General features: G+C 48.2%; 13 protein-coding genes and 1 pseudogene. 1 reads left to right on the forward strand and 13 read right to left on the reverse strand.

Annotated features, from left to right (window positions below; all coding sequences use genetic code 11):
* From tnpC to B9Q17_RS16885, 12 genes are all read right to left on the reverse strand, one after another.
* On the reverse strand, nucleotides 1–914 hold a 914-nt coding region (gene tnpC, locus B9Q17_RS16830), incomplete at its 3' end, for an IS66 family transposase (RefSeq protein ID WP_154707622.1).
* Between the two features lie 75 nt (nucleotides 915–989).
* On the reverse strand, nucleotides 990–1,325 hold the full coding sequence (gene tnpB / locus B9Q17_RS16835; RefSeq protein WP_022990718.1) for an IS66 family insertion sequence element accessory protein TnpB: 336 nt from the start codon (nucleotides 1,323–1,325) through the stop codon (nucleotides 990–992).
* A complete protein-coding gene (gene tnpA / locus B9Q17_RS16840) occupies nucleotides 1,322–1,696 on the reverse strand; it encodes an IS66-like element accessory protein TnpA (protein WP_094624791.1) in 375 nt (124 codons plus the stop codon). Before tnpA ends, tnpB begins: the two co-directional genes overlap by 4 nt.
* 163 nt (nucleotides 1,697–1,859) lie before the next feature.
* On the reverse strand, nucleotides 1,860–2,993 hold the full coding sequence (locus tag B9Q17_RS16845; RefSeq protein WP_094626085.1) for a CaiB/BaiF CoA transferase family protein: 1,134 nt from the start codon (nucleotides 2,991–2,993) through the stop codon (nucleotides 1,860–1,862).
* Between the two features lie 139 nt (nucleotides 2,994–3,132).
* A complete protein-coding gene (locus tag B9Q17_RS16850; protein WP_094626086.1) occupies nucleotides 3,133–5,931 on the reverse strand; it encodes a winged helix-turn-helix domain-containing protein in 2,799 nt (932 codons plus the stop codon).
* A gap of 42 nt (nucleotides 5,932–5,973) precedes the next feature.
* Nucleotides 5,974–6,873 (reverse strand): IS630 family transposase, encoded by a 900-nt coding sequence (locus tag B9Q17_RS16855; RefSeq protein WP_167373049.1) that lies wholly within the window; start codon nucleotides 6,871–6,873, stop codon nucleotides 5,974–5,976.
* 371 nt (nucleotides 6,874–7,244) lie between these two features.
* Nucleotides 7,245–8,483, reverse strand: coding sequence for a thiolase family protein (locus B9Q17_RS16860; protein WP_094626088.1), 1,239 nt, complete (start codon nucleotides 8,481–8,483; stop codon nucleotides 7,245–7,247).
* 82 nt (nucleotides 8,484–8,565) lie between these two features.
* Nucleotides 8,566–10,128: a class I adenylate-forming enzyme family protein gene (locus B9Q17_RS16865; protein ID WP_094626089.1), complete on the reverse strand. Its 1,563-nt coding sequence runs from the start codon at nucleotides 10,126–10,128 to the stop codon at nucleotides 8,566–8,568.
* A gap of 78 nt (nucleotides 10,129–10,206) precedes the next feature.
* Nucleotides 10,207–11,268 (reverse strand): MBL fold metallo-hydrolase, encoded by a 1,062-nt coding sequence (locus B9Q17_RS16870; protein WP_167373050.1) that lies wholly within the window; start codon nucleotides 11,266–11,268, stop codon nucleotides 10,207–10,209.
* 88 nt (nucleotides 11,269–11,356) lie between these two features.
* Complete coding sequence (locus tag B9Q17_RS16875; protein ID WP_094626091.1) at nucleotides 11,357–12,133, reverse strand: SDR family NAD(P)-dependent oxidoreductase; 777 nt, start codon at nucleotides 12,131–12,133, stop codon at nucleotides 11,357–11,359.
* Between the two features lie 39 nt (nucleotides 12,134–12,172).
* A complete protein-coding gene (locus B9Q17_RS16880) occupies nucleotides 12,173–12,961 on the reverse strand; it encodes an enoyl-CoA hydratase/isomerase family protein (protein ID WP_058091432.1) in 789 nt (262 codons plus the stop codon).
* Nucleotides 12,962–12,999: 38 nt separating this feature from the next.
* The gene (locus tag B9Q17_RS16885) at nucleotides 13,000–14,145 is read right to left on the reverse strand and encodes an acyl-CoA dehydrogenase family protein (protein ID WP_053114414.1); all 1,146 of its coding nucleotides are present in this window, start codon (nucleotides 14,143–14,145) and stop codon (nucleotides 13,000–13,002) included.
* 959 nt (nucleotides 14,146–15,104) lie between these two features.
* Between B9Q17_RS16885 and B9Q17_RS16895 the strand changes: the two are divergent.
* Nucleotides 15,105–15,746, forward strand: a pseudogene (locus B9Q17_RS16895) (IS3 family transposase); the annotation flags it as partial.
* Between the two features lie 441 nt (nucleotides 15,747–16,187).
* Here the strand turns inward: B9Q17_RS16895 and B9Q17_RS16905 are convergent.
* A partial coding sequence (locus B9Q17_RS16905; protein WP_094626092.1) for a lipid A deacylase LpxR family protein occupies nucleotides 16,188–17,069 on the reverse strand: 882 nt, incomplete at its 5' end.

Genomic DNA, 17,069 nt, shown 5'->3' on the forward strand with positions numbered 1-17,069 from the left:
CGGGCGTGTTCACCCGCCCGGCTTGGGGCGAAGTCGTAAACGGTGGCTTTCAGGTCCGAGAACGGTGTGGTGCAGTAAGCCCAGACGTAGGCCTTGTGGGTTTTCTTCTTACCCGGAGCCAACATGCTGACCGGCGTTTCATCGGCGTGCAGAACGTTGTGTTCCAGCAAGGCGTTTCTCAACGCATCTGCCAGGGGCTGCAACTGCACACCGCAGGCACCGACCCATTCGGCGAGTGTTGAACGGGGTATTTCCAGGCCGGCACGGCCGAAGATGCGTTCCTGACGGTACAGTGGCAGGTGGTCCGCGTACTTGGCCACCAACACCTGAGCCAGCAGGCCGGCGGTGGGGATGCCCTTGTCGATCACCTGCGGTGGTACCGGTGCCTGGACCAAGGTCTCGCACTGGTTGCAGGCCCACTTGCCCCGGATGTGGCGCTCCACCGTGAACTCGCCCGGGACGTAATCCAGCTTCTCGCTGATGTCTTCGCCAATACGCTTGAGCTGGCAGCCACACTGGCACCGGGTATTGTCCGGTTCGTGGTGGATCAGGGTACGGGGCAGCTCCGGTGGCAGCGGGGTGCGCTTGGGCTTCTGCTTGGGTCGAGCGGCCTTCTGCTCCTCAGTCATCGCCTGGTCCAGCTCGGCTTCGATGGCGGCCAGGTCGCTGTCGATCAGCTCGTCCAGGAGCTTGCCCTGAACGGCATCGAGTTGCTCACTGCGGCGGGCGAACTTGTGACGTTTGAGGACGGCGACTTCGTGGGTCAGCTTCTCGATGATGGCATTGCGGCGCACCAACTCCCGCTCCTTCCGGCCCAAGGCTTGATCCTTGGCGTCCAGAGAGTCCATCAGTTCCGTCGCCAGAGCGCGGAGCTGATCGGCTGAGAGTTGGTTGATATCGGGGCGCTGAGTCATGCCGCCTAGTATGCCAAGTCCCTGTTCGGCAGGCGATTCGCGGTTCTGGCTATAGCGGCATCACAGCACTTGTGATTACAGGATGCAGATGACGCCCTCCGCGCCAATGCGCTGCCAGGGCAGGCCCTGAACCAAGGCAGACAACTGTTCCTCGGTCAGGCGCAGTTGGTCACCGCGCCAGGTTTCGCCCCAGTGGAATTTACCCCGGTTCAGCCGGCGGGCGCACAACCAGATGCCCAGGCCATCATGGATCAGCACCTTCATCCGATTGCCTCGCTTGTTGGCGAACAGGTAGGCGCAATGGGGTTTAGCCGAACCGAATACCTGAATAACCCGCGCCAGGGCCTTGTCGGGTCCGGCCCGCATATCCAGCGGTTCGGTGGCCAGCCAGATCTCATCAATGCGGATCATCCCAACAGATCCCGAAGCAAAGCCGCACACTGATGGGCTTGCTCCGCAGGCCACTCCACCACAACCGCACCACCGGCGCGGGGAATCTTGATGCGGATGGTGCTACATTGATTCGAGACTGACAGGGTGTCCGGCACAGGCGCTACGGCTGGCAGACGGACCGGAACGAATCCAGGTGCTTCCGGAGTTTTAGCCGCCCTTCGCGCTTCGCTCATCCAGCGCCGGACCATGTTGGCGTTGAGACCGTTATCCAGCGAAATCCGGGAAACAGACGCCCCGGGCTTCAGACATTCGGCGACGATACGAGCCTTCAGCTCTTTGGAGTAACGACGACGTTTTTGGTAGGGCTTGGTTACGCTTATGTTGGTCATGTTAAGTGTCCACTTAAAAATAAGTGGACACTATCCTGACGGCCGCAGCGCCTGGCTCAAGATGGGTTTACCGGACGGTTACTACCCACGATGGTATCCTTTTGAAAAGATTACTCAGTCGTGGGCAGTTACACAATTTGGTTTACAGGCTCAGATTCTGATATCAATCAGAGAGATTGGATTTGTTATACAAACCTAGCGGTCCCAAAATATTGTCATTGTGCTCACCCAAATCAGGTATACTACCAACCACCTGCTTAGTGAGACTAAACTTAGGTGCGGGTGCAGGCTGCAGCACTCCGTCGATACGAATGAAGCTTTCACGCGCCTGATTATGAGGATGATTTGCAGCCTCAGAAAGATTCAAAATCGGAGCGAAACAAGCGTCTGTTCCCTCCAAAAGCGAACAACATTCAGCCTGCGTACGGGAGCCAAAATACGCTGACATCTTCTTCTTCGCTATCTGCCAGCAACTCTTATCGTATTGGTCTACAAAGTCTGGATCATCGCTAAAACCACAAATAGAAATTAGCTTTTGGTAAAAATTAGGCTCTAATGCTTGAACGGTAATAAAGCGATCATCGGCACACCGATAAGTGCTGCACCACGGAGCCGCACCACTGAAAAAGTCATTACGGTCGCCATCACTAATGACTCCTTGTTCCCTCAAACTGGCCAGAAGCATCATGTTATAAATTACACCATCAGAAATAGCCGCATCAATCACTTGACCTTGGCCAGTTTTATTGACATGAAACAGTGCAGATAGGATACCGAGCGCCAAAGACATGCTCCCTCCCCCCACATCACCCTGCAAAGTTGGCGTCGGGAACGGAATATCCCCTGGCAAACCGCCGTAAAAAAGAGCTCCTGTGATGGCAGAAAAGTTCAGGTCATGACCGGCCGAAGGCGCTAGCGGTCCCGTCTGTCCCCATCCAGTCATCCGACCGTAGATTAGTTTTGGATTTTTTTCGAGGCATACCTCTGGTCCAATCCCCAATCTCTCCATAACGCCAGGGCGGAAACCCTCCACGAGCACATCAGCCTTTGCAACTAAACTCAAAGCAGCCTCAACATCACTACATTTGCTGAGGTTTAGTGTGATTGACTTCTTACCTCGTTTAAAAAATGCAGCCTTTCCCATCAAAGTGGGATCAACTGTTGCAGCGTTTGAATTCATCACTTTGCGTTCAATTAGCACAACTTGGGCTCCCAAGTCAGCTAACAGCATACCCACTATCGGTGCTGGACCAATCCCTGCAAACTCTACAACTTTGACTCCCTCAAGAGGCCCCATAAAAACTCCTAATATTCCGAGATGCTTTCGATCGAAATGGCATTTAATTCAGCAGTATTACTTTACTCTCGCGACCCAAAATACTAACCAAAAATAAACAACCTTCCCCCCCTCGAAAGGGCGGGACAGGGACGGAAGGTTAATTTATCAGTTTTAGACTATGCGCCCTTTTTAAGGCTTGAGTTCGGCTGGAAACGCCCAATTTACTGTATAGGTTTTTTAGGTGCCATTTGACAGTACCCTCGGATATTCCTAATAGGTTCGCAACCTCCTTATTAAATAGACCATCCCCAATTAGTTCCAGAATCTCACGCTCCCTTTCAGTAACCTCTGATGCACTCAAGAGTTCGAGATCAGAAATGTCAGATGGTAACGAGTCAGATTCAAGGTCTTTTTCAAAATTGCCTAACAATTTTGGTGCAGGTTCCATATTGTTTACTAAGCCTTCAATATAAGGCATCAACCGCATTTCGTGTGCGTCTAAACTTGAAGCAATATTTTTTAGAAGATGCTGCCCACCTTGAAGTTCATCTGCAAAGGTTCTAAACATGCCTTGCGCTTGACCTAGTGCGAGTGCTGGAATTAAGCTTTTCTTAGCCGCCTTGGTTTGGCCAATTTTCCACTCTCCAAGCGCAGCCAGCATTCTGAATTTAGCACTACGATAAAGCGCACCCTGACGGTCTAGAACAGTAATACGCTCATGCAACTCCTTTATAAAACCCTTAGATGGTTGATTAAGGAGTTCAATTCGTGCCTTCGATATTAGCCAATCATCATGTAGGAGTTCTTGAGCAATAACATCCGGATTCACGGTCTCAAGATACTGTTCAAAACGCCCTAGCTCTCTAGTTGCTGATATTCCATCACCCTCCCATATATCAGACTGAATACGCTCTGCATAGCAGTGGCCCTCCAGTCGGACCCACCCTCTTTTCATGGCAACCTTTTCGAGCTTATCCAGTAATATCCAAGATTCTGCTTTTTCTCCGCGCAGCTTACTTATTCGAGCAAGAAGCGAATAAATGGTTTGTGCTGTTATCAATAGGCAGGCGTCCAAAGAGCCCGTCATTGCAGATGCTAATAATTCCTCCGCCTCCTCTATTTCGTTACGCTCATAGCAAAGCTCGGCCAAGTTCGCGATGGCTGTCACAGAAGCCATCGAACGCCGACCGGCGATTTTTTCAGAAATCGCTAAAGACTCGCCTAGCAATGCTTTAGCTCTATCTAAGCGTCCACGCCAGAACCAGGCCAAGCCTTCAAAACTTTTTCGGTATCCCTCACCAAAGTGAAGCTTATTGGTCATTCGAGCTGCTTGCCGCTGTACCTCAACTATCTCATCAAAGCGCATTTGATGGAGATAAATATAGCCTAGGACATTGAAGACCACTTCGTACTCAAATCTATTGAGCTCGCTAGGCGCTTCCATCAATGGCTCCGCAGAGCGCCTAGCGTCTTCCAATCGGTCCTCAAGTAGTGCCAGTAGCGATGACGTTGTCTGTATTTGTTTTTGCAAATCCTCTTTTCTTTCCATCAAATCAACATCATCACTTTTCTGCAAATCAGACTCTATCTCATGAAGCAAGCCATGAATGGGAGGAAGCTCCATCATTAGCATCTGAGCCCGGACGATTGCCAAGCGTATGTCAATATTCTTGCTCAACTCATGCTCTGGTATTTGCTTTCCCCAATTGACCAGTGTGGCCGTTCGGCTTTTTTCTAGCATTTCCGATGCACAGCGTTCGATGAACGTTTTAGCAAGATCTGAATTACCAATGGCTAAAGCGTGACTCACTGCTTCAGACCACAACTCATGAGCGACGAACCAGTTGCAAGCAAGACGATGAAGGGCTAACACCTCCTTTTTACCTAACTGACCCAAACGTTCTCGAAGAAAATCAGAAAATAACCGATGAAGCCGGAACCACTCATTATTGTCATCAAGCGAAAATATAAACAAATTCAACCGAGACAATTTCTCTAAAAAGGTATTCCCATCGCTTACCCCACCAACCACCTCGCATAGCGATACGTTGAAACGCTCTAAAATTGAGCAGCGTAAAAGGGCTTCCTCACAATCTGAAGGTAATAGTTCCACTAATACCTCATGGAGGTAGTTTTTAAGATCCTTCGAGCCGCTTGCAAATTCATTAAGGAATTGTTTTGGTTCTTTGCGAAGCCTTGGTGACAAAGCCGCCATTTGCACGCCGGCAACCCATCCCTCGCTAACTTCGTAAAGCAATCTCGCGACGTTCTTAGGTAGATCCAACTCAACAACTTCGTTTAGAAAAATCTCAAGCTCACTAAAATCCATTCGAAGATCAGAGACACCCAAGATTAACAATTGGTTTTCCAACTTCAGCTTAGATAGCCGTATGGGAATTTCGGATCTGGTTGCAATGATAATATGGAGATTTTCGGGTCGATTCTGTATCAGACGCAACATTAGCGAGTGAATTTCAGGATTAGTAATGCAGTGGTAGTCGTCTAATGTAAGTAGGATTTCCTCACGAGAGGCCTCTAACTCGGCGAGCAAAATCGATTCAACAACTTCAATCGATGAAGATAGTTCAGAGTTAATCGCTAAAATAGATTCATTGCAGAAATTCGACTTCGTTATTGACAGTGAGGCAATGAGATATGATAAGAATCGCTTTTCTGAGTTGTCTTCTTCTGAGAGACTTAACCAAGCTACAAGCTTATCTTCACCTCGATACATGTCCGCCCATTGGCCAACGAGTGTAGTCTTTCCATACCCTGCAGGCGCCTGGACTAGTGTCAAAGCATGCTTCATGATTGCCGGGGCAAGACTCTCCAGCCGTTTTCGGGAAAAGAGAGGCTGAGACCTCCTTGGCGGCGAAAGTTTGGTCGGAATCAACGGCAGGCGCCAATTCGAACTCAGATGATGTCGCATGCCTCTTAGATCTTGTTTTTGCCTCATTCCAGCCCACCAAATATAGCGCCTATTAAATTTACACGCTTATTATCGATTAAGCGCAAACTTGCCCATGCCAATGATACAATCGTGTGCAGTAGTTTTATTCCACCGGAAGGGATTGGCCAGTTTTTCGTTGTGAACCTTGATACACTTCTTAATCCCTGACTTCGATTCACCAACGCTGGTTAAATTTCCTCGATAAAGTTCGCGCCGATCCAGTTGACCAAACCACTTATCAACCTCATTCAACCACGACGCGCTGGTTGGGGTGAAATGCACCTTGAACCGAGGATTCTTGGCGAGCCAGGCTTTGACCTCCGAGGTGTTGTGAGAAGAGTTGCTATCTAGGATGACATACAGCTGCAGATCCTGCGGGGCTTCCCAATCGATCTGTCTTAAAACATCTAAAAATTCCAAGGCGTGATGACGCTGGGTGACACGGCCAATCACTTCGTCCGTCAAAATGTTGAGGTCCGCGTAAAGGCTTGTCGTGCTATGTTGCTCGTAATCGTAAGTATGACGCTCAACTTGGCCTGGCTTGAGCTGTAGATTTGGGTGTGTTCGATCGAACGTCTGAAATTGGGTCTTTTCATCAACAGAGAGGACCAGCGCATTCAGATAGAGGCCGACAATGCCACAAACGTTCTCGAAAAAATACGGATTATTCGTGATTTTAACGTAATGAGCCGTTGCGGCTTCAAATTTAACGCATTCTTCAGCTGATGCACTTGCCAACACGCCCCCCCAGCATGTTCGCGTGAGGCTGATACTCCAGTGCAAGGCTTGTATCGGAACCTGGTGAACCGTGTGCTCATAAATTTTGACGTCTCCACGGTTCAGTTTTCGGTGCTGGCTCAGGCGCGGGGAATCATAAAACCCTTTAAAATCATGCACACTGTAGCGCTTGCGCCACTTGAATACCATTTGAGTGTTAACCTGAAGCAAGCTTGATATCCCTTGGACCGTCTCGCATGCATTCCCTAAGAAATGAAGACTGACACGATGAACTAGGCGTTTGATCAAAGTGCTGGCTCGGCACCCGCCATGGAGTATCAATTGATCGTATAGGGTCAGATTGAATGGAGCTATCGGCATGGGCACAATCGAATACTTCTCTTACTTACAGAAAAATTTCTATCCTAGCTCATATTAATCAGACGGCGCACTAAATCATCCTGTAGAGTAGGGGAACGACAACACAAAAGCTTCAGGCTCAAATAATCCAATTGATCCATTGAGCCAACAGGTCGACAAGATTGAGTTGCCATGGCGGGACACTTTATATGCGCCCCGACATGGCCCATGCTAAGTTTGTACTATTTAGAAAAAATATTTACTACAGCTGTAGCTTCCTCAACTCCGTAAATGCCGCCGCCATTTTCTTGAATGGCGATTTGAGCATCTTCGACTTGTCTTTTTCCAGCCTCGCCTCTCAATTGAGTCACTAGCTCATAAACTTGCCCGATTCCGGTTGCGCCAATCGGGTGCCCTTTGGATTCCAGACCGCCCGATGGATTGATGGGAATTCGGCCTCCTACAGTGAACTCGCCAGCTTCAGCAGCCCAACCAGCCCCACCGTATGGCGCTAGCTGGAGATTCTCGGCCTGTATTATTTCCCCCATCGCAGTCGCATCGTGAACCTCGGCAACGTCAACATCGGTTGGAGCAACGCCAGCCTTTTCATAAGCATCTTTAGCAGCTAAAGCAGTTAGGTGATTTTCAAAATCATCGAAACTTCTATCTGAGCTAGATCGCACAACACTGGCAAGCAGCCTAATGGCTCTTGAGCTGTCCCCCTTAAGCCTCTTTAGCCCCTCGGCGCTACACAAAACCGCAGCCGCCGCGCCATCCGAAATCGGAGCGCACATCGGCAATGTAAGTGGGTAGGTTATAGGCGGCGCAGCCAAAACCTCCTCGATAGTATACGCAACCTGATACTGCGAGAGAGGATTATGAACAGAGTGTCGATGGTTTTTTGCGGATACCGCAGCGATTTGTCTTTGGGTCGTTCCGAATGTTTTCATATGAAAACGGGAGAACGCTGCATACACATCCATAAACATGGAATATGGTCTAGGGGACTGAGAGCCCTCCGGGCATTCGACTCCCTCCCCCATCTTTAAGAGGATGTCCCGGTTATCACTCACGGTTTCAACATCCCAAGCAGAGTCAAACGCCGAAAACATTTTTGCCTTATCAGGGCTGTTCATTTTCTCTACGCCCACAGCAATTGCAATGTCACAAGACCCACTCCTAATAGCGTTCTCGGCCAAATGAAGGGCTGTGCTAGCAGATGCGCAAGCCCCCTCAAGGTTAAAGATAGGAATGCCCTCAAATCCCATCGACCGCAAAGCAACGTGACCAGGAATCATATGTTGATCATGCATTAAACCGATAACACAAGAGGCGAAAAATGCTTGCTTTACATCAGCCTTGCTAGCTCCAGCATCAGTAAGCGCCTGCTCGATAGCCTCTCTCGCCAGTTCCTTATAACTATGATCAAAATGACGACCAAATTTTGTCATACCAACGCCGGCGACAAAAATATCTTCCATTATATTTCTCCGAGATTACAAATTTTAAATCACAAATTTGACATTTATTGTCACTATGATTTATGACTTTTTTACCTTGCCATTACGAAATTTTCCGTTCACCTTTCCAGTATCTTTCACGCACTTTCCTGCGTAAGACCTTACCAACCACACTAGTAGGAAGCTGGTCGACAATCATTAGAGATTTTGGCGCTTTGTAACCACCGATCAGACCTTTAACATGCGCAACTAATTCATCTTCACCTACATCACAACCTTCGCGTAAAGTAACCTCAGCATGAACCGCCTCGCCCCATTCTTCATGCGGGATGCCAACAACTGCCGACATTAAAACTGAAGGATGGCTATTAAGTGCCGCTTCGACTTCATTAGCATAAACGTTAAACCCACCTGAAATAATCATATCTTTTTTTCGGTCAACCAAGTAAATAAACCCTTCATCATCCATATAACCAAGGTCGCCCGACTTCCAAAATCCGTCCTTAAACTCATCGGCGGTTTGCTCCGGAGCATTTAAATATCCGAGACAGATACTTCGGGAACGTAGCCAAACCTCACCGGTTTCTCCCTTGTGGACCTTCTCACCTTTTTCGTTCACGATTATGCATTCAACGCCAGGGGTCGGCTGCCCAGCTGAACTAAGCCTAACCTCATCTTCTTCTTTATTAATCAAATGCTGACTCGTCCCCATGTTCGATGCAAAACCAAAATGTTCGGTAGAGCCATAACACTGAACAAAAATATTCCCAAGTTTTTCTTGCAACTTTTTAAGCTTTCCGGGACTCATAGGCGCAGCGCCATAGATCACGAACCTCAGAGAACTCAAATCTGAATCGATCTCAAGCATACGATAAAGTATCGTGGGAACAAGAAACGTGAGCGTCGCTTTTTCTTTTTCAATGTTTTTGCAGTATAGATTCAAGTCAGGTTCATTTTGTGTAATGGTGCAACCACCAGAATACAACGTTGGCAAAAATAACATACCACTTCCGTGACTTATTGGTGCAATATGAATGCATCTGGGATTTTTGATCCATGCATCCTTATCTTGCAAGGCAAATGCCGTGTCACGGCAGCTAAGCCAGTTATCAATGCTGTACATTGCTGGTTTACCCTTACCTGTTGTACCTCCTGTAAACCGAATTATTGCGCAATGTTCTCTGTCATCAACGACTATATCTGGATTATGATCCGACGCCTTGTTGACCAAATCCCAGAAATAGAAAACACCATCAAGACTTTCTTTAGGCTCATCCATTACAATCACAGTAACGTTTCTATCCCGTAGCATCTTGTAATGAGAGTCGAGGAGCTCATTTTCAATAAATGCCACTTTGGCACCAGAAGCTTCAACTTGCCAAGCATGTTCTTCCAAGGAATCTCTAAAGTTTGTAAAAGCTCCGGTCACACAACCTTTAAAAATAGTAGGAGCATGAAGTAACGAAAGATTGTCGTTATCCAAAATATTAACAAACCTATCACCAGCACCGAGCCCTAAAGACGTCATCATGTTTACAATTCTGTTAGTCAGTGCATGAAACTCTGCGAAGCTGTATCGCCTATTACGCTCAATATTTACAATAGCTTCACATTCACCATATCGATTTGCCAAATTTTCCATGTGATTACTGAAATTAATTTTCATAAATTCCTCGCTTGTTAGGACTTATTTTTATATAAGCTATGGTCTCAGGTCATTATTTAATCGAAAACAGTAAAATAACTATTTTTCAACTAAAATTGAGCGAAACTCTATAGCGTCAGAAGACTCGTTTTTCTGAATCTTTACTTCTCCCGAATTGACCAGAAAAATTAAGTGCGCAAATGTTTCCTCAAGTGCGAGGCAGCGACCGAAGCCTTTCACCGCGCCCCAACCTACAAAAGATAACAATTCATCTGTAGTTAACCATTGATCAAGCTTTCGAATTAACGTTCTTAACAGGTTGTGATGATGCTCTAAAACCTCGTCAACCCTAGCTATTGCATTGAAAAATATCCTTTCATGCGCTGGTAAAACTAAATAATCTGGGTTAACCCATGACTTTAGATCAGTTAAGCTTTCGAGCCAATTTTTGATAGGATTGTCATTTAAGCTTATTATATCCGTACCTACATGAGGCGTTATGCCTGGAAGCACTTGGTCCCCAGAGATAAATATTCCTAGCTTGTCGTTTTTAAGACATATATGCTCAACGGAATGACCAGATCCGGACCAAATATCCCAATCATTTTCGCCTATAATTATAGAATCGCCTTTTTCAATTATTTCTACTTTCTCTGGGAGCGGACCATAAAGGTTATCCATTACTCTTGCGTATTTCTTTAACTCAGGTATTTCTGTATTCGAAACCCCCAAAGTTCTATAGAAAAAGTCATCCTTTTCATGGTCACTGGATAACCTGCTAAACTCGTCACGCCTGGCTTTGGAAATTTCATTCTCGGAGGCATAGACTGGAACTTGGAAATGTTGCTGAATCCAGCCAGAGAGGCCAATATGGTCAGGATGACAGTGTGTAACCAACAATCCAGTGAGCTTTTTTGGCTCAGGTAGTTTTTTTACTATTTCCTCCCAAATTTCCCGATTAGCATCCGAACTTGGGCCACTATCAATGGCAAACCAACCGCCTTTATCTTTAATCAGATAGATATTTATATGATCAAGCTTTGAGGGAATTGTAAGCCTTGTCCAGAGCAGACCAGCACTGATAGAAACCAGCTCTCCAAATTTAGGAGGAGCTATATTTATTATGTTTCCCTGAGCAACGCTTTTATTGGTAGTTTGCACAATTTATCCCTCAATGAACTGTTAAATTTTAATTAATTTAAAAAGAGCCCTCCATTTTTGAGGGCTAAAGGGACACATCCTTTTACCGCTATTTCGCCTGCATAACTGTTGCAGCATCAAGACGGATATAGCGACCATTCATATACCCATTTTCAACTAGAAATGCGCAGGCTGACGCAAACTCATCAACATTACCCATTCGTTTCGGTGCTTCGCACATTTCGATCAAGGCATTTTTCACCTTTGAATCCAGCGCATCTACCATCGGAGTTGCGAATAATCCTGGGGCAATTGAATTGACGCGAACACCGATTGAACCTAGTTCACGTGCTGCTGGAATATTGATTCCGTTAACCCCGGACTTAGAAGCGCCATAAGCGCACTGTCCAAGCTGTCCCTCCCAAGCAGCGCCCGATGAAACGTTAATAATGACGCCCCGTTCACCATTTTGATCCGGTTCATTCAGTGCCATCTTTTCTGCACACTTGGCCATTACTGTATATAGGCCCACTAGATTGACGTTTATTACATTTCTAAAATTATTGATCGAGCCCGCAATTCCATTTTTATCGAGAATCTTTTTTGGGGCTACAATCCCCGCCGCATTTATGTCCACATGGATTGCGCCAAATTTTTGGATCGTTGCGCTAATCGCGGCATCCACATCGTTCTCTTCGGTGACATCAGTGGCTATAAAAATCGCGTTTTCATCACCGAGCTCTTCTACAGCATTCAGTCCGGCTTCTCGGTTCATATCTAGTAAAGCGACCTTTGCCTTTTTCTTTTTCACAAGATAGCGCGCAGTTGCTAGCCCTAGACCCGATGCACCTCCGCTAATCACAACTACTTTATTTTCCAAATTCATGATCTACTCCTGTTTGAATATTTGAGACCTAAATGCGACTTAGTAACCTTTGAATTGAGGCCTTCGCTTTTCACTAAATGCATTAAGGCCTTCCATAGCGTCATATGAACGCATGTGGCGTCGGAAAAGTACCTGTTCATGCTCCAACGCAGCGTGAAGAGCCTTGCTGCCTGTTTCATTCGCTACAGTTTTCATACGTTGAAGCGCAATTGGGCTTTTCTCTGCGATTAACTCTGCAATCCTTTGTGTTTCAGCCCGCAGGGAATTAAGATCCACCACTTGATTCACAAATCCGTAAATTTTCATTTCTTCTGCAGAAAGCGTGCTACCGGTGAAAAGCAGAAATTTCGCTACGTTAAGAGGAATGATTCTTGGTAAAACTGCTGCGCCGCCAGCTCCAGGGTATACGCCGTAGTTGGCGTGCGCGTCTCCGATTCTTGCGCAATCAGCCGCAACCACGATGTCCGCACACATGGCGGTTTCAAGGCCTCCAGCCATCGTGATGCCGTTCAAGGCCGCGATTACCGGCTTAGGGAAGTCACGAAGTACATTCAAAACGCGCTCAGTCAATCGATCGATAAAATCCGCTTCTCCGGGTTGTAAACGAGCAGAATTAAGGATCTCTTTCAGATCTGCACCGGCGCAAAAGGCTCTCCCCTTTCCAGTCAAAACAATGACTTTTACGGCATCATCATTAGCGATCCTGGGCAAAATCTCTTCAAACTCATCCAGCATCTGCAGATTGATCGCATTCATTTCATTCGGGCGGTTTAGATTAATCCACCCAACGGGTCCAGATTGCTCATAAAGTAAGGCACTGTTCGTCATTTGATTACCTCGCCAAGTCATCTTGTTTTGGTGGCTTTTTAACTGAAGGCCGGTACACCAGTTAGTGATCGGGCGATTAACAGCTTTTGGATTTCAGTCGTTCCATCTGGAATAGGGCCAATTATTGCTTCCCTCGCTAGTCGCTCTACGATGAACTCTTTAGTAACTCCATTACCGCCGTGGATCTGGACCGCATCACGACAGGCTTTTACCGCGATTTCTGTGCTAAACCACTTTGCCATCGCACACTCTTTGTCACACCGCAAACCTTGATCAATCATTTCTGCTGCCCTGAGCGTAAGTAATCGAGCGGCATCAATCTGCGTAGCCATGTTGGCAATTTTCTCTGCAATCAGCTGATGACCTGCAATCAATTTCCCATGTTGAGATCGGGTTTGACTGTATTTAATTGACTCTTCCATCGCCCGCCGTGCAATCGAATAGCCCCACGCGGCCATGTGACACCGGGCACGCTCAAAGGTTACTAGCGTGTTCTTTAATCCCTGCCCGATCTCTCCGACAGTGTTCTCGACGGGTACGCGTACATCCGCGAGGAAAATTTGAGAGGTTGATTGTCCGTTCAACGCCATTTTAGGAATGCCACGCACTTCGAGGCCCGGCGTATCTGCCTCGATAAGGATGTGTGTCAATTCGCCTTCGCCGGTCTTACAGGTGCATACGAAGATATCCATATGTTCTCCATTGGAAATCCACGTTTTCTCTCCATTAATGACCCAATAATCCCCATCACGGACTGCACGCGTCTTTGCAGCCGCAACGTCCGAACCGACGTCAGGCTCAGATATCCCCATGCTTATGAAAACTTCACCAGAGAGCAGTCCGGGGACATATTTTTCCTTCACGGAATCAGAAGCATTTCTGATTAACATGTCTGCGCCGGAAACATTGATAAGGATTGGTAACGCCAGATCGATTGCGCTGACACCAACCTCCTCCCACAAGCGTAAATGTGTGACCCAGTCCATCTCTAAGCCCCCCCACTGTTCTGGGAACGGCGCTCTGATCAGACCATATTCTGTCAACGTTTTGATGAAGCCCTTCATCATCTCTTTGGGAATAAACTTTTCACCGTGGGCTCTCAATTTTGGCTCAATCTCAGCGTCGAGAACCTTCCTCAAGCCGTCCGTGGCCATTCTTTGTTCTTCTGTCATCTGCATGGTCATAAAACCGCCTTTCTAACTAAGGGAGAGCTATCGTTGGTAGCTCGGGTTTATTGGATATTTCTAACCGTATCTCAATCGTTTTGGTTTCACCCCCCTCAAAAGCGGGGGTAGGGCCAATGATCAATTTTCTAGATACTTAGCTTTCTAAGAGGCCTGTTATCAAAAACCGTCGATTAGCCAGCTCGTGGGCGTTCCCGGGGCATCCGGGGGTGCAGTAACTCCGCTACGGCAAGGCAAAATTGGCAGAAAGCGCGGGAATTCCAGCCCTTATCAGCTTTGACAATCCCAATTGCTAGATAGCGTCATTTTTTTGGTAGGCGTTTGTGGAACATATGAAACGACCGGAAGGGGCGGTCCCTGGCTTGGCCAGTTCAGGTATTCAGATGGTCACTAACCGTCAAACCATCGCGTTTATCGGCAGATCAGTGCCTTACACCTCAATTTTCATAACTTGCTTTTTGGCGGCCCTGGACTTGGCTATTATCAGGCTGGGAAGAGATCACCCGAGAAATTTTCCAGGGCCCTGTTGATCAACCTCGTTTTCGCCATAGGATTATTCGGTATTGGTCTTCTCCTACCCGTTCTTCAGCTGGTTTGTTCTGACGGTGACGGAACTCACTGCGGTAATCCCGGTACTCAGCAATGCTCTAACCCACCTGCTAGCCTTCTGTCCGACTATTATGGCACGGCCAATGTTCTTACTTGGCCAGACCGTGTCATTGCTACTTAACGCGGCAGACCAGAATACGAGAAAAAGCGAAGCCAACGGTAGTGCTACAGCCTTGAGCACAATCGGCAGTGTTGTTGGCTGCCTGCTGACGTCTTCGGTGCTGATGTACTTGCTTGGTGTGGGCTACTCCATCTTCTTTAATTGCGCAATTCTGGCCATCTGCGCTCTGTTGGTGATCAGTCCCGATCGATCTCCCATGAATTCCGCCCTGATTGGCGTTGCTGCTGAGGTGAATCACAAGAAGGTTTATCGGCTTTACCGGGAGGCAGGCCTGGCCGTCCGCAAACGCAAGCGCCGTAAAGGTGTGATGGTGGAACGACAGCCCCTCGTGTTGCCCGATGCACCGAATCATTCGTGGTCCATGGACTTCGTGATGGATTCCTTGGCCAACGGGCGCAGGATCAAATGCCTGACGATCGTGGATGACTTCACCAAGGAATGCCTCGACATTCCCGCGGCCATGGGCATCTCGGGTGAACAGGTAGCCCGTACCCTGGATGGCATTGCGGCCTTCCGAGGCCACCCGAAAGCCGGTAGAACCGACCAAGGGCCGGAATTCACTGGCAAAGCACTCGATCAATGGGCCTACCGTCATGGCGTTGAACTGAAGCTGATTCAGCCCGGAAAGCCGATGCAGAATGGTTACGTCGAGAGCTTTAACGGAAAATTCCGGGATGAGTGTCTGAATGAACACTGGTTCCGAGATCTCGCACACGCCCGGGAGAAGATCAGCAATTGGCGCTTGGACTACAATGAGCAGCGTCCGCATTCATCCCTGGGGTATCAGACACCCCTGGAATTTGCCTCCGCTCTCCGACTTGGCAAAACTGATTCAGCAGTAACGGACATTACTAGGAAGCAGTTGGATTAAAGACTGGGGGCAGGTCAGGCATTATCTATTCCCGCCCCCAACAAGATGCGTTCACCTCATCGCTGCCTATGTTTGCTGACATCACTACACACGCGAGGCAATTAAGGCAGGCTGTGCAAACGAGCGGAATTACCAATCGGGTGACGGCGCATACTTTTCGCCACGCTTTTGGTACTGAGATCCCGAAGTGATATCCGAACGGTTCAGGAGAGCCGCGGCCACAGCGATATTCGCACGACTGAAATCTACACCCACGTTATTGGCGATCGACGAGCTGGAACAGTTAGTCCATTTGACCGTTTGCTAGGTTCTTGAAGAATGACCAAGCGCTCAACTAGGCAGACAGAGCCGAGGATTACAGGCGCCATGAATGTTCGCTTTTTTTTAACAGCGGGAACAAGCGCCACCACATCCCGTAAGCAACGGGCAAAACCAACCTTTCTACAATGCCCAAGAAACTGACAGTGTTCCAAAGCTGAAGTTGTCTTTATGGCGCTCGTCTTCGCTCGTCGAGGCACGCAATGTGACCGCGGCCAGCAGGTGATCCCACTGCCAGGTAGCGCCCAGACCAAGCTGACCAATCAGCGGCCCTTCGTCGAAACGATAAGCCCCGGCATTGTCGTCGATGTAGGAATAGCCTACATACTCCACACCCAGCCCCACATACACGGACCAGCTACTGCCCGAATCCTTGAACGAGCCCGGCAAAGCGATGGTTGAGGAGGTACCAGCGTAGTCCGGCACAAAATTTATAGGAAGGTGTCTGCCAAGCTGCCAGACCAACCCGGTTTTAGCGGAGGTTCGAAAACTCGACAGTAGTCCGGATCCGATCACCGACACACGCTGTTCAATGTTGCCGCCCTGCCCGGCTTGCAACAGTTTTCGGCCATGCGCAGCCTGTATGCCACCCACCACATCGGTTCCAAGCTGATTCCCCCACCCTTGCGGCTTGTCGCTTCCCGTGGCTTTGTGCACCCATTTCTGAACCGACTCGGCACCGCTTTCGGGCCCAATAACACCAATGTGAGCACCAAAGCCGGTAATCGTATCGGCGTTCCAGCTCCATAGTGTGCCGCTGAGCGACAGGTGGCCGGCATAGGGAATGTCGTCGAACTGCGGATCTTCAACCGTAATATCTTCAGGTGTGACCATGAATTGCCGCAAACTCAGGCTTACCGCCTGCTTTGAATCAGCAGTTCCAATACCTGGCAGAAAGCGCAGCTCATCACGCAGAGTCCGGGCAAATCTTGCCGACTTTCCATCGTTCTCGTCAGCGGTGTCTGTCAGATACGAAAAGCGTACCCCGTTTGTATAGCCGCGATC

Source organism: Marinobacter vinifirmus (assembly GCF_002258215.1).
Taxonomy (GTDB): Bacteria; Pseudomonadota; Gammaproteobacteria; order Pseudomonadales; family Oleiphilaceae; genus Marinobacter; species Marinobacter vinifirmus.